Origin of the sequence: Brevibacterium sp. FME37, assembly GCF_014897485.1 — a bacterium.
GTDB lineage: Bacteria > Actinomycetota > Actinomycetes > Actinomycetales > Brevibacteriaceae > Brevibacterium.
In genome coordinates this window covers 289,485-311,917 of sequence record NZ_JABUYE010000001.1, presented here as the reverse complement: position 1 = coordinate 311,917, position 22,433 = coordinate 289,485, and the positions used below count along the sequence as shown (strand labels likewise).

Here is a 22,433-nt window from a genome sequence, read left to right as displayed (position 1 = left end):
GTCCTTCTTCATCGAACGTGGAAAGCGCACATGTCGTAACGTTCAGGGTCTGTACCAGAGACTGCACCGGCCAGGGGCCATGCAGATACACTGCCTGTGCCCACGAGAGTCGGCTGCAGTGTCAGGGAGAGCCGACGGCAATGTCAGGCGTTGAAGCGGGTGATGAGCCCCAGCAGGATGATGCATGCACCCCAGATGATCGCCATCAGCGTCGTGAACCGGTTCAGGTTGCGCTCGGCCACGCCAGAGGATCCCAGCGATGAGGACATGCCGCCGCCGAACATGTCTGACATGCCTCCACCCTTGCCCTTGTGCATGAGGATGAGGAGGATCAGAAAGATGCTCGTGAGCACGAGCAGCGCAATGAGAATGATGTTGAGGATTTCCACGTCGAGAACTACCTATATTTCGTCAGAGGATGTGTTGGTCAGTCTACTTCGCCACTGCGGCCTTGCACAAAGCGGCGAAGTCGGGCCCGTTGAGGCTGGCTCCCCCGACGAGTGCGCCGTCAACGTCATCGGAGGCCAGAATTTGCGCGACATTGTCGGTCTTGACCGAACCGCCGTAGAGGATCCGGGTGCTCGACGCCAATGCGGAGCCGTACTTCTCGACCAAGTGGGCGCGGATGGCCGCAGCCATCTCAGCTGCATCCTCGGCGGTTGCCGTCTCTCCCGTGCCGATGGCCCAGACAGGTTCATATGCGATGACGAGTCCCTCGAGTGCGGCGGCGTCCAGGCCGGCCAGCGACTCCTCCAGCTGAGTCAGTGTGAAGTCCACGTGGATCTTCTCCTGTCGCTGCTCCAGCGACTCACCGATACACAGGATCGGTGTGATGTCCTGCGCGAGAGCAGCCTTGACCTTGGCTGCGACGACGTCGTTGGTCTCGTGGTTGTTCGCTCGCCGTTCGCTGTGACCGACGACGACATAGGTGCAGCCGAGACGGGACAGGAACGATGCTGCGATCTCTCCGGTGTGGGCTCCGGGTTCGTACTGTGAAACATCCTGCGCACCGTAGGTCAACCACAGTTTGTCGCCCTGAATGAGGGTCTGCACGGACCGGATATCGGTGAAGGGCGGGATGACGACGACATCGCATTTGGTTTCGTCGAGTTTGGCGTCCTCGAGTGCCCAGGCGAGTTTCTGGACGCTCGAGATCGCTTCGAGGTGATCGTGGTTCATCTTCCAGTTGCCGGCCAGAAGCAGGGTGCGGTCGCTCATTGTCGCCTTCTTTCTCACGCGAGTGCTTCGAGTCCGGGCAGCGTCTTGCCTTCGAGGTATTCGAGGCTGGCACCGCCACCTGTGGAGATGTGGCCGAACTCGTCGTCGGCGAAGCCGAGCGTGCGCACGGCTGCGGCCGAATCTCCTCCGCCGACGACGGTCAGTCGTGACGAATCGGCGCCGGGTTCATCGGTCAGTGCCGCTGCCACGGCCTTGGTTCCTGCCGCGAACGCGGGGAATTCGAAGACGCCCATGGGGCCGTTCCAGAACACGGTGGTCGATTCGGAGATCACATCAGCATAGGCTGCGGCCGAGTCGGGTCCGATGTCGAGTCCCAGACCCTGCGCGCCGGCGGGGGTCGACTCGAGTTCTGCAACTGGGCGCACCCAGTTCTCCGCGTCGGCAGCGAAGGAGGCTGCCATCACGATGTCCGTGGGCAGGATGATGTTCGCTCCCCCAGCCTCGGCACGTTTGAGGTAGCCCTTGACGTCCTCGACTCGGTCCTTCTCCACGAGGCTGGATCCGATGTCGTGGCCCAGTGCGGCGAGGAAGGTGAAGACCATCCCGCCGCCGATGAGCAGATTGTCTGCACGGTCGATGAGGTTGTCGATGACTCCGAGCTTGTCGGAGACCTTCGAGCCCCCCAGGACGACGGAGAAAGGTGTCTGCGGATCGTTGAGCAGGCGATCGCTGACTTCGACTTCTGCTCGCACGAGTGATCCTGCGTAGTGCGGCAGCAGGCTGGCGATGTCGAAGACGGAGGCCTGTTTGCGGTGGACGACTCCGAAGCCGTCGGAGACGAAATCGTCTGCCAGCTCGGCCAGCTGCGCGGCGAAGGCTGCCCGCTCGCTGTCATCCTTCGAGGTCTCCCCCGGGTTGAAGCGCAGATTTTCCAACAGGAGAACCTCACCGTCGGCCAATGCTGCCGCTTTGGTCTTCGCTTCCTCACCGACGGTGTCGGCGGCGAATGCGACATCACGGCCGATCGCCTCGGCGAGTTCAGGAGCCAGCGGATGCAGCGAATACTGCGGATCGGGTGAACCCTTGGGCCGTCCCAGGTGGGACATCACGATCACCCGCGCCCCAGCCTCGGCGAGAGCCTTGATCGTGCCGGCCGAGGCCAAGATGCGACCGCGGTCGGTGATCGTGCCCTCATCCATCGGCACGTTCAGGTCACTGCGGACGAGTACCGTGCGGTGGGAGAAGATCTGCGGGTCGTCGTAAGTCCTCATTTGTTCCTTTCACCGAGGATGTAGCTGACCATGTCTTTGAGGCGGTTGGTGTAGCCCCATTCGTTGTCGTACCAGGCCACAATCTTGATCTGATTGCCAAGTGTCATCGTGAGCTGAGAGTCCACGATCGCCGAGGCGGTGGTGCCGACGATGTCGGTCGACACCAGTGGTGCTGTGCTGTATTCGAGGTACGGCGAGGATTCCGCGGCCTTCGCCAGGGTCTCGTTGACCTCTTCGGTGGTGGCCCCCTGTTTCGGGGTGAAGGTGAAGTCGATGATCGACCCGGCAGGGACGGGAACGCGGATCGCGAGTCCGTCGAGTTTGCCTGCCAGGTGGGGCATCACTCTGCCGACGGTGCGGGCGGCGCCTGTGGTGGTCGGGACGATGTTGACGGCCGCGGCACGGGCCCTACGCAGATCGCGGTGCGGACCGTCGACGAGCATCTGATCGCCGGTGTAGGCGTGGACGGTGTTGAGCAGTCCCGATTCGACTCCGATGGCGTCATCGACGGCTTTGACGATGGTGGCCATGCAGTTGGTTGTGCAGGAGGCGTTTGAGACGACGGTGTGCTGGGAGGGGTCGAAGTCGGCTTCGTTGACGCCCATGACGAACGTTCCATCGACATCCTTGCCCGGAGCCGACAACACCACTGTCTTCACGGTCCCGCCGAGGTGGGCCTCGGCTTGGTCACGTCGGGTGAAGCGGCCGGTGGATTCGACGACGAGTTCAGCCTCGTGTGCGGACCAGTCGATTTCGTTCGGATCGGCCTGGCTGAGCACCGAGATGGTATTCCCGTCCACGGTCAGCGAATCGTCACCGGCTTCGACAGTGTGCTCGAAGCGCGGCCACACCGAGTCATAGGCCAGCAGATGGGCCAGTGTCTGTGTGTCGGTGAGATCGTTGATGGCGACGACCTCGAAGTCGGATGAGGGTTCGAGGGATAGGCGATACAGGGCACGACCGATACGGCCGAAGCCGTTGATGGCGATTCGTCTCATGCCTCGATCTTAGCGATCTTCGAGCATTTCCGGGGTGAGACTGGCCTCCGTGCCCGGAATTCCCAGATCTTCGGCATGTTTGTCGGCCGTGGACAGGAGACGACGGATGCGACCGGCGACGGCGTCTTTGGTCATCGGCGGATCGGCCAGTTGGCCCAATTCCTCCAGCGATGCCTGTTTGTGTGTCACGCGCAGCTGTCCGGCGTAGCGCAGGTGTTCGGGAACCTCGTCGCCGAGGATCTCCAGGGCGCGTTCCACTCGGGCACCGGCGGCCACTGCGGCTCTGGCGGAGCGGCGCAGGTTCGCATCGTCGAAGTTGGCCAGACGGTTCGCCGTGGCACGCACCTCCCGCCGCATTCGACGCTCCTCCCACACGAGGACAGCACTGTGAGATCCCATGCGGGTGAGCAGGGCCGCAATGTCGTCACCGTCGCGGATGACGACGCGGTCGACGCCGCGAACTTCGCGTGCCTTCGCGCTCAGTCCCAGTCGCCTGGCAGCACCGACCAGGGCCAGTGCCGCTTCTGGTCCCGGGCACGTAACTTCGAGCGCAGAGGAACGACCTGGCTCGGTCAGCGATCCGTGGGCGAGGAACGCTCCTCGCCAGGCAGCTTCGGCATCGGCGACAGAACCGTTGACGATGGCAGAAGGCAGTCCGCGCACGGGCCGTCCACGATTGTCGACGAGACCGGTCTGGCGAGCCAGGGCTCCGCCGTCACGGGTGACTCGGAGGAGGTAGCGATTGGATCGGCGGATTCCGGCAGCGTTGATGACGACGATGTCAGCGTATTGACCGTAGAGATCCTTGATCTCGCTGCGGAGACGTTTGGCGGCCTGGGCGGTGTCGAGTTCGGCTTCGAGCACGATCGAACCATTGACGAGGTGAAGTGCAGAAGAGAAGCGGAAAATCGCAGACACTTCGGCTTTGCGAGCAGAAGTACGGGTGATCTTCACCCGTGCCAACTCGTCCTTGACCTGAGCGGTCAGTGCCATTGTTCGTCCTCCTGCAACTGAATTTGCTACCACTGCTCGTCCACGCCGATGCCAGCGTCCACCAACATGTCACGGTAACACGCGGCGAGCTTGAGGGTGTCATGCTGTCCTGCCCGTCGTGACTGCAGGGGACGGGCCCACAGCTTGGCATTGAACATCTCATGTGCACACCGTTCCAGATCAGGCTCTGCCAGTGTTGAAGCCTCGTCGACGAGCACATAGTTCAGCTCGAGGGAGGGCGCGTGCTTGTGCAGTGATACGAGGTGCTGACTGAGACTGAGATCTCTTGTTTCGGCGTCGCTGGAGCTGAGGTTCAACGTGAGGGACTTCACCGCAGAAGATCGTCCGATCGCTTCCGCGAGAGAGGGCACGAGGAGGTGCGGCATCACCGAGGTGTACCAGGATCCGGGTCCGAGGTTGAGCACATCGGCCTCGGCGACGGCGTCGATCGTTTCATGCCGTGCCGGCGGGACAGGCGGATCGAGCCGGACGGTCTCGACATGTCCGAGGGTGGAGGCGAGCACGGACTGACCGCGCACGACCTGGAAGGAGCCCGGGAACTTCACATCTGCCTCGATCGTCAGCGGGATCGAAGACATGGGCAGGACGCGACCGTGGGCACGCAGCAGCTTGGCCATCCAGTCGAGCCCGGCGACATGATCACCGTGGATCTGCCACAGAGCGGAGATGAGCAGATTGCCCACGGAATGTCCGCTGAGCTCGCCGTCGGAGTCGAACCGGTGCTGGATCACGTCGCGCCAGGTCTTGCCCCAGTTCCCGTCGTCGCAGAGGGCCGCCAGGGCCATCCTCAGGTCCCCGGGCGGGAGTCCGCCGAGTTCGTCGCGCAGCCGACCGGAGGAACCTCCGTCATCGGCTACCGTAACGACGGCAGTGAGGGACTCGGTCAGCAGGCGGAAGGCACGCAGAGCGGAGTAGAGGCCGTGGCCTCCCCCGAAGGAGACGATCTTGGGACCCTTGTCCTTGACCGCGGGGATGATCTGCGGGAGATCTTCGGTCTCCATCTCACTCTCTCCCCAGATCACGGTGACGCACGGTGACCGGAATACCGGTCAGCGCGGCGAGGCTCTTGGCCACGCGTTCACTGATCGCCACCGAACGGTGCTTTCCGCCGGTGCAGCCGATACCGATCATGGCATAGCCGCGACCTTCGTGAAGGTAGCCCTGCGAGACCGTCTCCAAGGTCGCGGTGTAACGCTCGATGAACTCTTCGGCCCCATTCTGGTTCAACACGAAGTCAGCGACATCTGAGTCGAGCCCGTTATGTCCACGCAGATGCGGAATCCAGTACGGGTTGGGCAGGAAGCGGACGTCGGCGATGTGGTCAGCGTCCTTCGGCAGACCGTATTTGAAGCCGAAACTCATCACGGTCAGACGCAGCAGCGGGGTGTCTCCGGTGCTGAAGCGTTTGCGCACCTGGGTGGAGAGCTGATGGACGTTGAGGTCCGAGGTGTCGATGATGATGTCGGCACGGCGTTTGAGCGAATCGAGAGCCGAGCGTTCGCCTTCGATTCCATCCAGCAGCGTCCCGTCGCCTTGCAGCGGGTGGGGACGGCGGGTGGATTCGAAGCGTCTGACGAGGACCTCGTCTGCGGCTTCGAGGTAGAGGATGCGCAGGGAGAGCCCCTGATCGACGAAGTCACTGATCGTGTCTTCGAGTTCTTCGTATTTCGCTCGCCCCTTAGAGTCGGTGACGATGGCGATCTTCGGCAGTGCACCGTCGGCGCGGGCCACGAGTTCCACGAGGGGACGCATCATCTGCGGAGGCAGATTGTCGACGACGTACCAGTCCATGTCCTCGAGCACATTGGCCACGGTGGTCCGACCTGCTCCGGACATTCCTGTCACGAGGACAACCTCGATGGGATGGTCGGCGCCGTTCGATTCGGCCTGCGTACTCACACGTCCTCCTTGGGGCTGCACGGTTGAAGACAGCTGTCGAAGACTACTCTAGAGCAGTTGTCCGCCAGTGGCCTCAGCGCCGGCTGCGACGTCAGTCTGCGAGTGCGGCGGCGACCTTCTCTGCGAGAGCTTGGCCGATGCCCTGGACCTCACACAGTTCTTCGATGCTCGCCGCGCGAACCTTCTTCACCGAGCCGAAATGGCGCAGCAGCGCGGTCCGTTTGGACTCGCCCAGACCGGAGATGTCATCGAGGACGGAGCTGGTCATCGCCTTGGCCCGTTTCGAACGGTGGTAGCTGATGGCGAAGCGGTGAGCCTCATCGCGCAGGCGCTGCATGAGGAACAGTCCCTCGGAGTTCCGGGGCAGGATGACAGGGAACGGATCGTCTGGGATCCACACCTCTTCGAGACGCTTGGCCAATCCCACCACCGAGATGTCGACGATGCCCAGATCATGCAGTGCCCTGGTCGCCGCCGCCACCTGGGGACCAGCGCCGTCGACGACGAGGAGGCTGGGGCGGTAGCCGAACCGCTCATCGGGATCATCGGAGCTCATCTGCTCGAGGTACCGACTGAATCGACGTGAGACGACGTCGTACATCGATGCCGTGTCATCGGTTGCGGCTTCACCGTGGATGGCGAAATGACGATAGTCGCGCTTCTTCACGAGCCCGTCTTCGAACACGACGAGTGAAGCCACGACATTGGATCCCTGGGTGTGGGAGATGTCGATGCATTCGATTCGCAGCGGCGCCTCAGGCAGCGACAGGTATTCCTGGATCTCTTTGAGCGCCGTGCTGCGGGTGGTCAGATCGGAGGACCGTTTGAGTTTGTGCTGAAGCAGCGCTTCCTTCGCGTTCTTCGCGACGGTTTCGAGAGCTGCCTTCTTCTCTCCTCGTTCCGGAACCCGAACTGTGACTCGGGATCCGCGCTGTTCACTCAGCCACATCTCGAGTGAGGCAAGATCGGCGGGGACCGTGTCGACGAGGATCTCGCGGGGAATGGCATCCGCGTCGAGACCTGTGTATGCCTGCCGCAGATAATCGGTGGTGAGTTCGGCTGGGCTGTGATCGTCGGAGCGTTCGATGATCCAGCCTCGCTGTCCCCGAATGCGTCCCTGCCGGACGTGGAAGACCTGCACCGAGGCTTCGAGTTCCTCAGTGACGAGTGCGAACACATCACAGTCGGCGTTGACGGAGAGGACGACCGCCGATTTGTCGAGCACCTTCTGTAGGGCAGCGATCTCATCGCGCAGGCGCGCCGCCCGTTCGTAGTCGAGTTCCTTCGCCGCCGAGGCCATCTCCTTCTGCCGGTAGCTGATGAAGCGGCCGGTGTTGCCCGACATGAAGTCGGAGATGCTGCGGGCAAGGTCCTTGTGGCCCTCCACACTGATCTGTCCCACACAGGGGGCGGCGCACTTGTCGATGTAGCCCAGCAGGCAGGGACGACCGCTGCGTTCGGCTCGTCGGTACACTCCTGCGGTGCAGGTACGCATCGGGAAGGCCCGCAGCAGCAGGTCGAGTGTGTCCTTGATCGCCCACACCTGAGCGAAGGGGCCGAAGTACTTCACGCCCTTGCGACGTTTGCCACGGGTGATGAAGGCCCGCGGCACCTTCTCATTCATCGTGATCGCGAGGTAGGGGTAGGACTTGTCGTCGCGGAACATGACGTTGAACCGCGGGTTGAATTCGTTGATCCACGTCCACTCCAGCTGCAGCGCCTCGACCTCGGTGTCGACGACTGTCCATTCCACCGAGGAGGCGGTGTGGACCATCGTCGAGGTGCGCGGATGCAGCTGCGCAGGGTTCGAGAAGTACGAGTTCAGTCGATTGCGGAGGTTCTTCGCCTTCCCGACATAGATCACCCGCCGGTCGGGGTCACGGAATTTGTAGACCCCGGCCGAAGTCGGAATACTGCCCGTGGCCGGGCGATAGGACGCTGGATCAGCCATCGAGCATCGCTTTGAGGAACCGTCCGGTGTGGCTCTTCTTGTTGACCGCTACCTCTTCTGGTGTGCCCTGGGCGATGATCTTGCCACCGCCGCGTCCGCCTTCGGGTCCCAGATCGATGACGTGGTCGGCGTTTCCGATGACGTCGAGGTTGTGTTCGATGACGATGACCGTATTGCCCTTTTCTACGAGTCCCTGCAGCACATGCAGCAACTTCGAGATGTCTTCGAAGTGCAGTCCGGTGGTCGGTTCGTCGAGCACGTAGGCGGTGCGGCCGCGGGAACGCTTCTGGAGTTCAGCCGCGAGCTTGACGCGTTGAGCTTCACCACCGGAGAGTGTGGTCGCGGGCTGTCCCAGGCGAACATAGCCCAGGCCCACCTCGACGAGGGTGTTGAGGTGCCGTGCGATGGCGGGGATCGCGGCGAAGAATTCCGCGCCCTGTTCGATCGGCATCTCGAGCACCTCGGCGATGGATTTGCCCTTGAAGGTCACTTCCAGCGTCTCGCGGTTGTAGCGGGCTCCCCCGCAGACCTCGCAGGTGACGTAGACGTCGGGCAGGAAGTTCATCTCGATCTTGATCGTGCCGTCGCCGCTGCAGTTCTCGCAGCGTCCGCCCTTGACGTTGAAGGAGAAGCGTCCCGGCTGGTAACCGCGGACCTTCGCCGATTCGGTCTCTGCAAACAGGCGACGGATGCGGTCGAAGACACCGGTGTAGGTCGCCGGGTTCGACCGCGGGGTGCGACCAATCGGCGATTGGTCGACATGGACGACCTTGTCGAGGTTGTCCAGACCGGTGACTCGCTTGTGTCGACCGGGTACCCGTGAGGCGCCGTTGAGGACGTTGGCCATCTGAGTGTAGAGGATCTCGTTGACCAAGGTCGATTTGCCTGATCCGGAGACGCCGGTGACGGCGGTGAGCACACCCAGCGGGAAGGAGACTGAGACGTCGCGGAGGTTGTTCTCCACGGCCTTCTCCACTGTGACGACTCGTTCTTTGTCCACTGGCCGACGGGTCGTGGGGACCTGGATTGCTCGGCGCCCGGCCAGATAGTCACCGGTGATGGACCGGTCCGCGTCTTTGAGCCCGGGGACCGGGCCGGAGTAGATGACCTCTCCCCCGTGTTCGCCCGCGCCGGGGCCGATGTCGACGATCCAGTCGGCCGATGCGATGGTGTCCTCATCGTGTTCGACGACGATGAGTGTGTTGCCGAGTTCTTTGAGCTTGTTCAGGGTCTCGATGAGGCGCCTGTTGTCACGCTGGTGGAGGCCGATCGAGGGTTCGTCGAGGACGTAGAGGACCCCGACGAGGCCCGAACCGATCTGCGTGGCCAGGCGAATGCGCTGAGCCTCACCGCCGGACAGGGAGCCAGCGGGACGGTCGAGACTGAGGTAGTCGAGCCCGACGTCGAGGAGGAAGCCCAGACGTGCGTTGATCTCCTTCATCACCTGCGCTGCCACGGCTGCGTCGCGGGGATCCAGTTCCAACTGCGACAGGAATTCCGCGGATTCGTCGAGAGCGAGCTCGGACACCTCGGCGATCGACTTGCCGCCGACCTTGACGGCGAGGATCTCCGGCTTGAGCCGGGCACCGTTGCAGCTCGCGCAGGGGATTTCGCGCATATAGGACTCGTAGCGTTCCCGCGACCACTCGGACTCGGTCTCCTCGTGCTTGCGCTGAATGTACTGGTAGACGCCTTCGAAACCGGTTGAGTAGGTGCGTTCGCGCCCGAACCGGTTCTTGTATTTGACGTGGACCTTGTAATCCTTGCCGGTCAGGATCGCTGTCTTGTCTGACTTGCGCAGATCCTTCCACGCGGTCTTCATGTCGAAACCGAGTTCGTCCCCGAGGCCCTTGAGGAGACGGTTGAAGTACTTCGTCACCTGCTTTCCGCCGGCCCACGGGGCGATGGCTCCCTCTCCGAGGCTGAGGTCCTCATCGGGGACGACGAGAGTCTCGTCGACCTGGAGACGAGTGCCGATGCCGTCGCAGGTGGAGCACGCGCCGAAGGGTGAGTTGAACGAGAATGTGCGGGGTTCGATCTCGTCGATGGCCAATGGGTGCTCGTTCGGGCACGACATGTGCTCCGAGAAGGTCCGGGTCACGCCCTCGTCGACCATCTCGACGTCGATGCGTCCATCGGCGAGGCCGAGGGCCGTCTCGACGGAGTCGGTCAGCCGGGGGCGCAGGCCGGACTTCGACACCAGCCGGTCGACGACGACGGAGATCGTGTGCTTGTACTGCTTCTCCAGGGTTGGTGGTTCGCTCAGGCTGATCTGCTCGCCATCAACGATGGCGCGGGCGAAGCCCTTGGCCTGCAGCTCGGTGAAGAGATCGACGAACTCGCCCTTACGGGAGCGGACGATCGGTGCGAGGACGAGGAACTTCGTCCTCTCCTCGAGTTCGAGCAGCTGATCGACGATCTGCTGTGGGGTCTGCTTCGTGATGATCTCACCGCACACAGGACAATGCGGTACTCCGATCCGAGCCCACAGCAGACGCAGGAAGTCGTACACCTCGGTGATGGTGCCGACCGTGGATCGGGGGTTACGCGACGTCGATTTCTGATCGATCGACACCGCCGGTGACAGACCCTCGATGAAATCGACATCGGGTTTGTCCATCTGGCCCAGGAACATTCGGGCATAGGCGGACAGGGACTCGACGTAGCGGCGCTGCCCCTCGGCGAAGATCGTGTCGAACGCCAAAGATGACTTCCCTGACCCCGACAGACCGGTGAAGACGATCATGGAATCGCGGGGCAGGGCGACCTCCACGTTCTTGAGGTTATGGGCGCGCGCGCCCTTGACCCACAGAGTGTCGAGATGTGACACGCCTGCCGACTGCTCACCACTGTTAGTTTTCATCACCTGTCCACTGTATTACTCGGCACTGACATTGCTTGAATGGGGACGGGCACTGATCTCTCCGACTGCGAGGACACGGAGCACGATGTCTCCGGTTTCATCACTGGCGCGCACGTCCACCTCGGCGTCGATGGCCCAGTCCCGGTTGTCATCGGGATCGGCCAAGGTCTGACGGACGGTCCATGTCTGGGAACCAGGTTCGATCGAGATATATTCCTTGCCTCTGGCCTTCCCGTCGGTGAGGAGGTCACCGTACTCTTCGTAGAAGTCTTCGATCGCGTCTTCCCAGGCTGTGGCGTCGAAGCCGCTGTCGGCATCGAGACGGCCCAGTTCCGCGTAGTCGGCGCGTTCGGCCAGGAGCACCCGGTGGAACAGAGCATTGCGCACCTCGGCGGTGAAGACCCGCACGTTGTCGGAGAACTTCCGATCGAGGTCGGGCAGCTCTTCGTCCGCGAAGTCCGTCGGGGACAGTCCCTGCAGGGTGCGCCATTCATCGAGCAGGGATGAGTCGGTTCGGGCGATCGTCTCCCCCAGCCATTCGATGATGGTCGAGAGTTCATCGGTCCTGTCATCGGCGGGGACATTGTGTGTCAGTGCCCGGAAGACGTCGGTGAGGTAGCGCAGGAGGCTGCCCTCGACCCGGGTGAGAGCGTAGTAGCTGACGAACTGGGTGAAGCCCATCGCCTGCTCGACCATGTCGCGCACGATCGACTTCGGTTCGAAGTTGCCGGAGCGCAACCACGGGTGCACCTCGATGAAGTGTTCGAAGGCGGGTTCGAGGACCTCCGCCAGCGGCTTCGGTCCTTCGATCTCGTCGAGGATGGCCATCCGCTCGGGGTACTCGAGGCCTTCGGCCTTGAGCTCGGCCAAGGTGTCCTTCTTGATCCGATCGAGTTGGCCTTTGAGGACGGGGAACGGCACCGGTGTGGTGGATTCGACCAATGAGACCACATCGAGGGCAAAGGTCTCTGAATCAGGGTCGAGCAGTTCGAGTCCGGCGAGCACGAAGGGTGCCAGCGGCTGGTTGAGAGCGAACTGGGGTCCCAGGTCCGTGGTCGGCACCAGCTCTCCGTCCTCGGCTTCGATGAGACCGGCGTCGATCAGTGAGCGCCCGATGTTCAGTGCCGTGAGTTTGAGATCGAGGTGGCGTTCCCGGCTTTCGTGGGTCTTGTCGATGAAGCGGCTGATCATCGCCACGTTCGAGCCTGGGCGGGCGACCAGGTTGAGGATCGTCGAATGGTCGATCTTCATGCGTGAGCGCAGAGATTCGGCCTGGGATTCGATGAGTTTTGTGAAGGTCTCCTCCGACCAGCCGACGAACCCGGCGGGGGCGGACTTCTTCTTGACCTTCTTCTTTTTCTTGTCCGCATTGGCCGCTTTGGCTTCTGCCCGCATGTTCTCGATGACATGTTCTGGTGCCTGCGCGATGACGTAGCCGCGGGTATCGAAACCGGCGCGACCAGCACGGCCCGCCAGCTGCTGAAATTCGCGGACGCTGAGTTTGCGCATCTTCCGGCCGTCGAACTTCGTCAGCCCTGTCAGCAGCACGGAGCGGATGGGAACGTTGATGCCGACGCCGAGGGTATCGGTTCCGGAGATGACCAACAGCAGGCCTTTGAGCGCGAGCTGTTCGACCAGCCTGCGGTATTTGGGCAGCATTCCGGCATGGTGGACGCCGACTCCGTGTAGGAGCAGTTTGCGCAGACTCTGCCCGAATCCCTTCGCGAAGGTGAAGCCCTTGATGGCTGCCGCGACTGCGGCCTTCTGCTCCTTCGACGCGAGGTCGACGGAGAGGAGACCTGTGGCCAGGTCGATGGCGCCCGCCTGTGAGTAGGACACGACGTAGACGGGGGCCTTGTCATTGCGCACCAGGGAGCGCAGCGTGTCGGAGAGGGGTTCGGTGGAGTATTCGTATTCCAGAGGCACCGGTCGGGTCGCCGAGGTGACTACGGAGCTGTCACGGCCGGTGGTGTCTTCCATGGTGCGGCAGATTTCACTCGTGTCGCCGAGGGTGGCCGACATGAGCACGAACTGCGCCTGCGGCATTTCGAGCAGCGGAACCTGCCATGCCCAGCCGCGTGAAGGATCGGCCACGTAGTGGAATTCGTCCATGACGACCATGCCTGCATCGACCAGACCGCCTTCACGCAGAGCCTGGTTCGCCAGGATCTCAGCCGTCGCACAGATCACGGGCGCATCTCCGTTGACGGTGGAATCGCCGGTGATCATACCGACGTTCTCAGCACCGAAGGCGTCGATGAGGGAGAAGAACTTCTCGCTCACCAGAGCCTTGAGCGGGGCCGTGTAATAGGCCCTGATCCCCCGGGTGAATGATTGGTAGAGGGCGAACAGCGCCACCAGTGACTTGCCCGAACCTGTGGGCGTGGCGACGATCGTGTTGTCGCCGGCCAGAATGTTGAGGATGGCTTCGTCCTGAGCGGGGTACGGTTCGATTCCCAGCTCGTCGCAGTAGTGGCCGAAGGCCTCGTACACCGCGTCTTCATCAGCGAATTCCGCTGGGATCTCCTGCAATCGCACCACAACTATGCACAGACCTTTCCGTTTAGACTGATGTCCATCCTATTGATCGAACCTCAGGAGTTTCAGATGCCGGTTTTCGCCGTCAACTATGTTTATGGTCCCGATACAGATACTCGCATGGATGCGCGCCCCGCTCATCGTGCGTGGCAGTCCGATCTGTATGAAGCCGGAACTGTACTGGCCTCGGGTCCGCTGGACAATGAGCCGGTGCCCGGTGGCCTGCTGCTGATGCAGGCCGCCGACCGCAAGGAACTCGATGCCCATCTGGCCAACGATCCCTACGCCTCGATCGGTGTCATCGACGAAACGGTCGTTCGGGAGTGGACCCCAGTCTTCGGTCCGTTCTCCCCAGCCTGAGCCTATTCCCTCAGGAGTGAGGCCGCATGGCCGCTGTGCGCGGGTCTCCCCATTCGGGAGGATACCCGCGCACAGTCATACCGGTGGCCAGCGGGCCCTTCGCTCAGTCCTGGGAGTCGTCTGACTCCTCGGCGTCGGTGCTGCGGATGGGAATGCCGTCCTTCTTCATCTTCACCAAGGAAGCGATCGTTGCCACCGCCATGGCAACGACGATGAAGCTCAGCGACAGCCACGTCGGGATCTCTGGGATTGACGCGCCCCAGGACAGGAAGTCCCAGTCCGATTCGTGGAGAGCGTGGACGAAGAGCTTGACGCCGATGAAGGCGAGGATCGCTGCGATTCCGTAATGGAGGTAGACGAGCTTGTCGACGAGACCTCCGAGCAGGAAGTAGAGCTGGCGCAGACCCATGAGCGCGAAGACGTTGGCGGTGAAGACGAGGAACGTATTCTGGGTGACACCGAAGATCGCCGGAATCGAGTCGAGCGCGAACATGACGTCCGTGGAACCGATCGCAATGAAGACGATGAACATTGGTGTCCAGTACTTCTTGCCTTCGAGAGTGACGCGCAGACTGTTGCCGTGGTACTCGTCGACGACATTGATTCGTTTGCGCAGAAGACGGATGAGTCCGTTTTCTCCATCGCCCTCATCCTCATCGCTGAATGCCTGCCGGTACGCGACGATGAGGAGGAAGATGCCGAAGATGAAGAAGACCTCGACGAACGCGGTGATGATCGCAGAACCGGCCAGGATGAAGATACCGCGGAAGACGATGGCGATGATGATGCCCACCATGAGAACTTCCTGCTGGTATTTCCGTGGCACTGAGAAGCTGCCCATGATGATGATGAATACGAACAGGTTGTCGATGCTGAGCGAGTATTCGAGCAGCCAACCGGTGAGGAACTCACTGCCGTGCGTTGCGTCGCCGATGGCGAAGAGCGCACCGGCGAACACAATGGCGAGGCCGACGTAGAACGCGACCCAGATGCCCGCTTCCTTCATCGACGGGGTATGGGGACGCTTGACGACGAGCAGAAGATCGAAGATGAGGATCGCGACGACGACGATGCCCGAGGTGATCATGAACCACGGAGGAATGGCGGACTCGCTGCCAGCTGCGGCTTGACCGCCTGCTGCGAGAGTGGAGGACAGGATATCCATGGATGCCTTTCAAAAGGAGTCGGTGATGTACCCGTGCCGAAAGTCTCTCCCACGCTATGACCACTGCGGCAGTGGCGGCGTGCGCTCCGCGCCCGGACCCTTCGAAGGATCGTGATGACGAGCACGGATGGACGGGATACTCCCTTTCGCCAGCCTCACCAGTATAGTCGGGCGGATCCTGGGCCACGCACATGCGCACCGATTCAGGCGTGCCCGGCTTGCTTCATCTGCCGCAATTCCTTCTTCAGGTCCGAGAGTTCATCTCTGAGGCGGGCGGCGAGTTCGAACTGCAGCTCCGCCGCTGCCGTGTGCATCTGCGATGTCAGGGATTCGATGAGCTCGGTCAGGTCCGCTGCCGGTGGACGCAGGGAACCGGCCTTGCCGGCAGCCTGACGCTGTTCGTCGGTGAGTGTCGAGTTGTACCCGCGTTTGCCCTTGCCGTAGTCGAATTCGGTCAGCAGCTCACGTGTGTCCGCGTCCTCCCGTTGCAGCCGTTCGGTGATGTCGGCGATCTTCTTCACCAACGGCATGGGATCGATTCCATGTTCCTTGTTGTGGGCGACCTGGATCTCGCGTCGACGGTCGGTCTCGTCGATGGCCTCCCGCATGGACCGTGTGATGGTGTCGGCGTACATGTGAACCTGGCCGTTGATGTTACGCGCTGCACGACCGATCGTCTGGATCAGAGAGGTGGCCGAACGGAGGAAACCCTCCTTGTCGGCGTCGAGGATGGCCACCAGGGAGACCTCGGGCAAGTCAAGGCCCTCACGAAGAAGGTTGATTCCGACGAGGACGTCGAATGAGCCGGCTCTCAGCTCTGTCAGGAGTTCGACTCGCCGCAGAGTGTCGACGTCGGAGTGGAGGTACTCGACTCGCACCTCGTGTTCGAGGAGGTAGTCCGTGAGGTCCTCGGCCATCTTCTTCGTCAGTGTTGTGACCAGGACCCGCTCTTGGGCGTCGACGCGGGTTCTGATCTCGTCGAGCAGATCGTCGATCTGTCCCTTGGTCGGTTTGACGACGATCTCCGGGTCGACGAGACCGGTGGGTCGGATGATCTGCTGGACGTATCCGTTCGCGTTGCCCAGCTCGAAGTTGCCGGGAGTCGCCGACAGGTACACGGCCTGCCCGATGCGTTCACGGAACTCATCGAACTTCAGCGGCCTGTTGTCCATCGCACTGGGCAGACGGAATCCGTGTTCGACCAGTGTGCGCTTGCGCGACATGTCGCCTTCGTACATGCCGCCGATCTGCGGCACGGTGACGTGGGATTCGTCGACGACGAGAAGGAAGTCCTCAGGGAAGTAGTCGAGCAGACAGTTCGGTGCCGACCCGGCGGGACGTCCGTCGATGTGCCGGGAGTAGTTCTCGATGCCGGAGGTGAAGCCCATCGACTCCATCATTTCGAGATCGTAGGTCGTGCGCATCTTCAGGCGCTGAGCCTCGAGGAGCTTGTTCTGCGATTCGAACTCGCTCAACCGTGTCTGCAGTTCGTTCTCGATCTCGCTGACGGCTCGACCCATACGGTTCTCACCGGCGACGTAGTGGGAAGCGGGGAAGACATGGATCGTCTCTTCTTCACGCACGATCTCACCTGTCAGCGGGTGCAGCGTCTGGAGAGTTTCGATCTCATCGCCGAAGAACTCGATCCGCAGGGCCAGTTCCTCATACTGCGGGATGATCTCGACAGTGTCGCCCCTGACACGGAAGGTGCCGCGGGTGAATGCCATGTCGTTGCGGGCATACTGCATCGACACGAAGCGCTTGAGGAGTTCATCGCGGTCGCACTGTTCGCCGCGCTTCAGCGTCACCATCCGGTCGACGTATTCCTCGGGTGTGCCCAGACCGTAGATGCAGGACACCGTCGAGACGACCACGACATCACGGCGGGTGAGCAGGGAGTTCGTTGCCGAGTGGCGCAGACGTTCGACCTCGTCGTTGACTGAGGAGTCCTTCTCGATGAAGGTGTCGGTCTGGGGAACGTATGCTTCCGGCTGGTAGTAGTCATAGTAGGAGACGAAGTACTCGACGGCGTTGTTGGGCAGCAGCTGACGGAACTCATTGGCAAGCTGTGCGGCCAAGGTCTTGTTCGGTGCCATGATCAGGGTCGGGCGCTGAACCTGTTCGATCAGCCAGGCCGTGGTTGCGGACTTACCTGTACCGGTGGCGCCGAGCAGGACGATGTCGCGCTCACCCCGGTCGAGACGTTCCGATATTTCGGTGATTGCGGTGGGCTGATCACCGGATGGGGAGTATTCGGAGACGACTTCGAAGGGGGCGACTGTGCGCGTGACATCCGGCCTGTGGCCGATGGCTGGCAGGGGACGTTCTGAGCTCATGGTCCCACACTAGCCCTCGGCACTGACGCAGTGAATGATCGGGACCTGGCACAGGGAACTATTGGGACCTGCCACAGGGAATTCTCGGGGGTGGGACTGTCGTCGGGATAGGACTGGGGCGCGCGCCGCTCAGTCGAAGCTGCCGGGGACGAGTCGTCGGCGAATCGTCAGGAAGTAGGGTTCCTTCGCCTCCGCATATCCGTGGGAGTGATCATCGCCGGCATAGTCAAGGGCCAAAGTGGACTTCAGCTGTGCGTATCGGTCGCGTTCGACGGTGTCCGTACGCAGCAGTTCAACGAATTCCCGCGCGAAGATGGCACCCACGGAATCCGTCGTTCGGACATGGAGGTTGACGGCCCGCCCCGGGTCCGTGTTCGCGTGAAATCGTTTGGTCTCCAGCTGCCCCTCGCCGAGGTTGTCGACGGCCTCTTTGCCCGGATATCCCAGCTCTGCCAGCCGGTCAGAGAGTTCATGTGCAGTATCGAGATCGGGTACGAGCATCTGCAGGTCGATGACGTCCTTCGCAGCGAGGTCCGGTACTGCTGTCGACCCGATGTGGTCGATGTGGAACTGATCGCCGAGGCCGTGGTGGAGTTTGGCGATGATCCGCTGTGCCTGCAGCTCCCAGTCCTGGCCATCGGGGTCAACGAGTACGGCCGGGCCTCGTTCTGCACGCCGCTGCGCTGTCAGATTCTCTGCGAAGGGAAGGATCCGGTCGTGGACGAGGTCGGCAACGCGGTCCTGCGTTGCAGTGACCGTGCCCGCGTTGTCGATGATCACGTCGCAGACGGCATACCGGTCCTCATCGCTGGCTTGTCGGGCGATGCGCGATTCTGCGTCGTCGCGGGTCATACCCCTGGCCCTCATCAGCCGTTCCAGGCGCAGTTCGGCCGGGACGTCGACGAGAAGATTGAGGTGGTAGGCGGGGGTCATCGCGTTCTCGACGAGCAACGGCACATCGTGGACGACCACCTCGGCGTCGGAATGCCTGGCGAAGTGCTCGAGGGTGCGGTCACGGATCGCGGGATGCATGAGCGCGTTCAAAGCCGCGGTGGACTGCTCGTCGACAAATGCCGCGGCTGCCAGCTGCGCCCGGTCGAGTCCACCGTAGTCACCGATGATGGCCTCACCGAATCTCTCAGCAAGGTCATCGAGCAGGGGCTCCCCCGGTGCGACGACCTCCCGTGCGATCTTGTCGGCATCGATGATCGCGGCACCGTGGGCGGCGAGGATCTCGGAGACGGTTGACTTCCCGGCACCGATTCCACCGGTGAGACCTATTTTCAGCATGACCTCAGCCTAGCCATTTCAGGTGCACCTAGCGAGATCAGGTGCACCTAGCGATCGAGCGAGTAGACCAAAACTCCTTCCTCGGCGAACACCGGTTCGCCCAGGCTGGTGTTGAGGAAGTTCTCGTATTCTCCGGGACCACCGGGCAGAAGCGGCGCGTCCGGGGCAAGGACGACAAAGTCGACACCCGAATCGCGCAGCTCATCGACGGCCGCGCTCATCTCACTGCTCTCAGGATCTGGGAAGGGCGCACCGGAGTACACCACCTCGTGCAGCAGCGTGTCCAGAGCATCCTCCGGGGCTGCATAGGTGACACCCGCATCCGGGCTCGAGCCGATGAAATAGCCGCCGGACTCCCGGTAGTGGAAACCGCTCACCGACTGCCACACCATGGCTTCGTCGGCATGGGGTTCGGCCCAGGCCAGCGGGCGGGGAACAGTCTTCACGACCGATCCTGCGGGAATCACCTCGGCGATGGATTCGGTGTAGAACTCGGGCACGTAGACCTCGCGTGACGTCTGCACACCAGGAATCACTGTGACCGCGGCAACTGCCAGCAGCCCCAGCAGAGCTTGGCCGACGCGGAGCCGGATATTCTCAAGCACCCATTGCAGTCCGCAGCCGAGGATCGCGAACAGTGCGATCGTCGAATGCAGGACCAGGCGCATGGGCAGGACGTTGTTGAGCACCGGTATCGCTTCGACCAATGCGAAGGGACCGGTCCCAAGGATGCTCTTCCCATCGAGAAGTACCGGTGAGCCCAGCGAGAGGACGAAGACCAAGAGCCCCGTCGCCGAGGCGATGGTCAGGATCGTTCCATACCTCGGCTTGCGGACCAGGCAGATGACGATGAGGGCAGCGACGATGAGGGCGGGCACTCCGACGTAGGCGCCGAGTTCGGCGGCATCGATGTCCATGATGCGCGGAATGGGTGAGGCACCTGACCCGAGAAGAGTCGGACCGGCGGGGATGATGGGATCGAGCAGATCCGTGTTCCATACTCCGTGGGGTCGAATCGCACTGCCGGGCGCGTTGGGTCCGCGCATCGTGAACAGGAGGGGCAGGGCGATGAACAGCGCCAGCGCGGATCCGAGCACACCGCCGAGGCCCAATCTCAGCCAGCCGGCGAGGTTCCAGACCTTCCTGCCGAAGACGGCGATGCTGACCAGCAGGCACAGTGCGGCGATGAAGGTACCGGCGAGGACCTCGGTGGAGACGTAGAACTGGAACCCCAGCACAGCTCCCAGTCCGAGGCTCAAGGTCCAGAACTCACGGCTGCCGATTCCCACCCGAGGAGCCCGCAGCAGGAGTTTGAGGAGGATCAATGCCACCAGTGGTGGTGCGACGGCGAAGGCGAGGTTGGGATGGCCGGAGGTCTGGGCGATCACGTAGCTGGAGAACCCCACTCCGCCGGCCGCGATGAAGGCAGGAATTCGGGTGAGGAACCGGGTGAAGAGAGCCGCAGCCGCGAGGCTGACCAGCACCGGGATGGAGATGATGAGCAGGTTGTAGCTGACGATGGGTCCTGCCGCCCAGGTGACGGGGGCCAGGATCAGGGCCAGGCCGGCCAGGGACGTGTTCCAGGCTCCGTTGACACCGCCGTTGAGTGTGTTCATCGCCTCCGTGTAGAGGAGGCCGTCTGCCGATCCTGCCTGAGGGGTGCCGAAGCCGAGCTGCGAGGCGAAGATGTCCGCGGCGTGTCCGAGCCACCAGATGAAGAGGGAGGAGTCGTCGTTGCCGGCGACAACTTGCCCTCCGGGATCGGCGGCGACCTGTCCGAACACGCAGATGCTGATGACAGTGAGCATAAGCGCATACCACAGCCACGGTCGGGCTCGCTGTCGCAGGGTGGATGCATACACAAAGGGCTCCCGGCCAATCGACCGGGAGCCCTTGTGAGTGCTGTTATCAGCTGCCTGCAAGCTTCTCACGCAGAGCTGCGAGAGCTTCGTCGCTGGCCAGTGTTCCTTCGTCGGCTGCCTCTTCCGAGGAGAACGATCCGGTGGCTGGTGCAGCTTCGGCAGGAGCGCTGCCGGCCTCTTCGGAGCCTGCTTCGGCATCCGCAGCGATGGCCTTGGCGACCTGCTTCTTGTGCTCTTCCCAGCGTTCCTGAGCGGCAGCGTACTGCTGCTCCCAGACCTCGCGCTGTGAGTCGAAGCCTTCCATCCACTCGTTGGTCTCTGGATCGAAGCCTTCTGGGTACTTGTAGTTCCCGTCTTCGTCGTATTCCTGCGGCATGCCGTAGAGGGCAGGGTCGAGGAATTCGTCGGCCTCGGGGTCGACGCCTTCGTTCGCCTGCTTCAGCGACAGCGAGATGCGACGACGTTCGAGGTCGATGTCGATGACCTTGACGTAGATGGTCTCGTCAACGGAGACGACCTGTTCTGGCAGGTCCACGTGGCGAACTGCGAGTTCGGAGATGTGGACGAGGCCTTCGATGCCGTCTTCGACGCGCACGAATGCACCGAACGGAACCAGCTTGGTGACCTTGCCGGGAACGATCTGACCGATGACGTGAGTGCGAGCGAAGTGCTGCCATGGGTCTTCCTGAGTCGCCTTGAGCGACAGGGAGACACGTTCGCGGTCCATATCGACGTCGAGCACCTCAACGGTGACCTCGTCACCAACGGTGACAACCTCGCCTGGGTGATCGATGTGCTTCCAGGACAGCTCGGAGACGTGAACGAGTCCGTCGACACCACCAAGGTCGACGAATGCACCGAAGTTGACGATGGAGGAGACGACGCCGGGACGGACCTGGCCCTTCTGCAGGGTCTGCAGGAAGTCGTGGCGAACCGCGGACTGGGTCTGCTCGAGCCATGCGCGACGGGACAGAACGACGTTGTTGCGGTTCTTGTCCAGTTCGATGATCTTGGCTTCGACCTGCTGGCCGATGTAAGGAGCAAGATCGCGGACGCGACGCATCTCAACGAGGGAGGCAGGCAGGAAGCCGCGCAGACCGATGTCGACGATCAGGCCGCCCTTGACAACCTCGATGACGGTACCGGTGACGACACCGTCGTCTTCCTTGATCTTTTCGATGTCACCCCAGGCGCGCTCGTACTGAGCGCGCTTCTTGGACAACATGAGTCGGCCTTCTTTGTCTTCCTTCTGAAGAACGAGGGCTTCGATTTCGTCCCCGACCTCGACGACTTCGCCGGGATCGACATCATGCTTGATGGAGAGTTCTCGCGAAAGGACGACGCCTTCCGTCTTGTATCCGATGTCGACGAGGACTTCGTCGCGATCGACCTTGACGACGGTTCCTTCGACGATGTCGCCATCGTTGAAGTACTTGATCGTCTCATCGACGGCGGCGAGAAAATCCTCAGCGGTTCCGATGTCGTTGACAGCGATCTGCTTCGGCTGCACCGATTCCGGCGTGGTGGTGGTCATATAGGTTGGGACTCCGATGGAATTATGGTCCAGATCCGATACTCTGAGGCGATGCTGTGAAACAGCCCGAGAACTGGATCCGGTCTCGATTACGATTTTGGACATGCATGCATACGCGCATACGGTTGTCAATACTAGCATCATCCATGGCGTGAATGCACGCCGCAGTCGGA

16 protein-coding genes are annotated in these 22,433 nt (G+C 62.1%); 1 reads left to right on the top strand and 15 read right to left on the bottom strand.

The window, feature by feature from the left end:
- Window positions 1–143: 143 nt before the first annotated feature.
- From secG to INT29_RS01290, 10 genes are all read right to left on the bottom strand, one after another.
- Entirely contained in the window at window positions 144–389 is a 246-nt protein-coding gene (gene secG / locus INT29_RS01335; protein WP_101570269.1) for a preprotein translocase subunit SecG, read from the bottom strand.
- Between the two features lie 43 nt (window positions 390–432).
- The gene (tpiA, locus tag INT29_RS01330) at window positions 433–1,218 is read right to left on the bottom strand and encodes a triose-phosphate isomerase (protein ID WP_193070500.1); all 786 of its coding nucleotides are present in this window, start codon (window positions 1,216–1,218) and stop codon (window positions 433–435) included.
- 14 nt (window positions 1,219–1,232) lie between these two features.
- Window positions 1,233–2,450, bottom strand: coding sequence for a phosphoglycerate kinase (locus tag INT29_RS01325; RefSeq protein WP_193070499.1), 1,218 nt, complete (start codon window positions 2,448–2,450; stop codon window positions 1,233–1,235).
- Window positions 2,447–3,448, bottom strand: a complete 1,002-nt coding sequence (gap, locus tag INT29_RS01320; protein ID WP_193070498.1) for a type I glyceraldehyde-3-phosphate dehydrogenase — start codon at window positions 3,446–3,448, stop codon at window positions 2,447–2,449. Before gap ends, INT29_RS01325 begins: the two co-directional genes overlap by 4 nt.
- Before the next feature lie 9 nt (window positions 3,449–3,457).
- Window positions 3,458–4,441 carry a DNA-binding protein WhiA gene (gene whiA / locus INT29_RS01315; RefSeq protein ID WP_009881375.1) on the bottom strand — a complete coding sequence of 328 codons (984 nt, stop codon included), beginning with the start codon at window positions 4,439–4,441 and terminating at the stop codon, window positions 3,458–3,460.
- 26 nt (window positions 4,442–4,467) lie between these two features.
- Window positions 4,468–5,463 carry a gluconeogenesis factor YvcK family protein gene (locus INT29_RS01310; RefSeq protein ID WP_101570273.1) on the bottom strand — a complete coding sequence of 332 codons (996 nt, stop codon included), beginning with the start codon at window positions 5,461–5,463 and terminating at the stop codon, window positions 4,468–4,470.
- A 1-nt stretch (window position 5,464) separates the two neighbouring features.
- The gene (rapZ, locus tag INT29_RS01305) at window positions 5,465–6,361 is read right to left on the bottom strand and encodes an RNase adapter RapZ (RefSeq protein ID WP_193070497.1); all 897 of its coding nucleotides are present in this window, start codon (window positions 6,359–6,361) and stop codon (window positions 5,465–5,467) included.
- 91 nt (window positions 6,362–6,452) lie between these two features.
- The gene (gene uvrC, locus INT29_RS01300) at window positions 6,453–8,312 is read right to left on the bottom strand and encodes an excinuclease ABC subunit UvrC (RefSeq protein WP_193070496.1); all 1,860 of its coding nucleotides are present in this window, start codon (window positions 8,310–8,312) and stop codon (window positions 6,453–6,455) included.
- Entirely contained in the window at window positions 8,305–11,175 is a 2,871-nt protein-coding gene (gene uvrA / locus INT29_RS01295) for an excinuclease ABC subunit UvrA (RefSeq protein ID WP_101570276.1), read from the bottom strand. The genes uvrC and uvrA overlap by 8 nt, the downstream gene beginning before the upstream one ends.
- Before the next feature lie 15 nt (window positions 11,176–11,190).
- Window positions 11,191–13,716, bottom strand: coding sequence for a DEAD/DEAH box helicase (locus INT29_RS01290; RefSeq protein WP_101570277.1), 2,526 nt, complete (start codon window positions 13,714–13,716; stop codon window positions 11,191–11,193).
- Between the two features lie 66 nt (window positions 13,717–13,782).
- Between INT29_RS01290 and INT29_RS01285 the strand changes: the two genes are divergently transcribed.
- Entirely contained in the window at window positions 13,783–14,073 is a 291-nt protein-coding gene (locus tag INT29_RS01285; protein ID WP_101570278.1) for a YciI family protein, read from the top strand.
- A 103-nt stretch (window positions 14,074–14,176) separates the two neighbouring features.
- Here the strand turns inward: INT29_RS01285 and INT29_RS01280 are convergent, their stop codons facing one another.
- From INT29_RS01280 to rpsA, 5 genes are all read right to left on the bottom strand, one after another.
- A complete protein-coding gene (locus INT29_RS01280; protein WP_101570279.1) occupies window positions 14,177–15,238 on the bottom strand; it encodes a TerC family protein in 1,062 nt (353 codons plus the stop codon).
- 203 nt (window positions 15,239–15,441) lie between these two features.
- Entirely contained in the window at window positions 15,442–17,574 is a 2,133-nt protein-coding gene (gene uvrB, locus INT29_RS01275; protein ID WP_226830497.1) for an excinuclease ABC subunit UvrB, read from the bottom strand.
- Window positions 17,575–17,703: 129 nt separating this feature from the next.
- A complete protein-coding gene (coaE, locus tag INT29_RS01270) occupies window positions 17,704–18,864 on the bottom strand; it encodes a dephospho-CoA kinase (protein ID WP_101570281.1) in 1,161 nt (386 codons plus the stop codon).
- Between the two features lie 47 nt (window positions 18,865–18,911).
- Complete coding sequence (locus INT29_RS01265; RefSeq protein WP_226841499.1) at window positions 18,912–20,672, bottom strand: hypothetical protein; 1,761 nt, start codon at window positions 20,670–20,672, stop codon at window positions 18,912–18,914.
- A gap of 100 nt (window positions 20,673–20,772) precedes the next feature.
- A complete protein-coding gene (rpsA, locus tag INT29_RS01260; RefSeq protein WP_101570283.1) occupies window positions 20,773–22,260 on the bottom strand; it encodes a 30S ribosomal protein S1 in 1,488 nt (495 codons plus the stop codon).
- Window positions 22,261–22,433 lie beyond the last annotated feature (173 nt).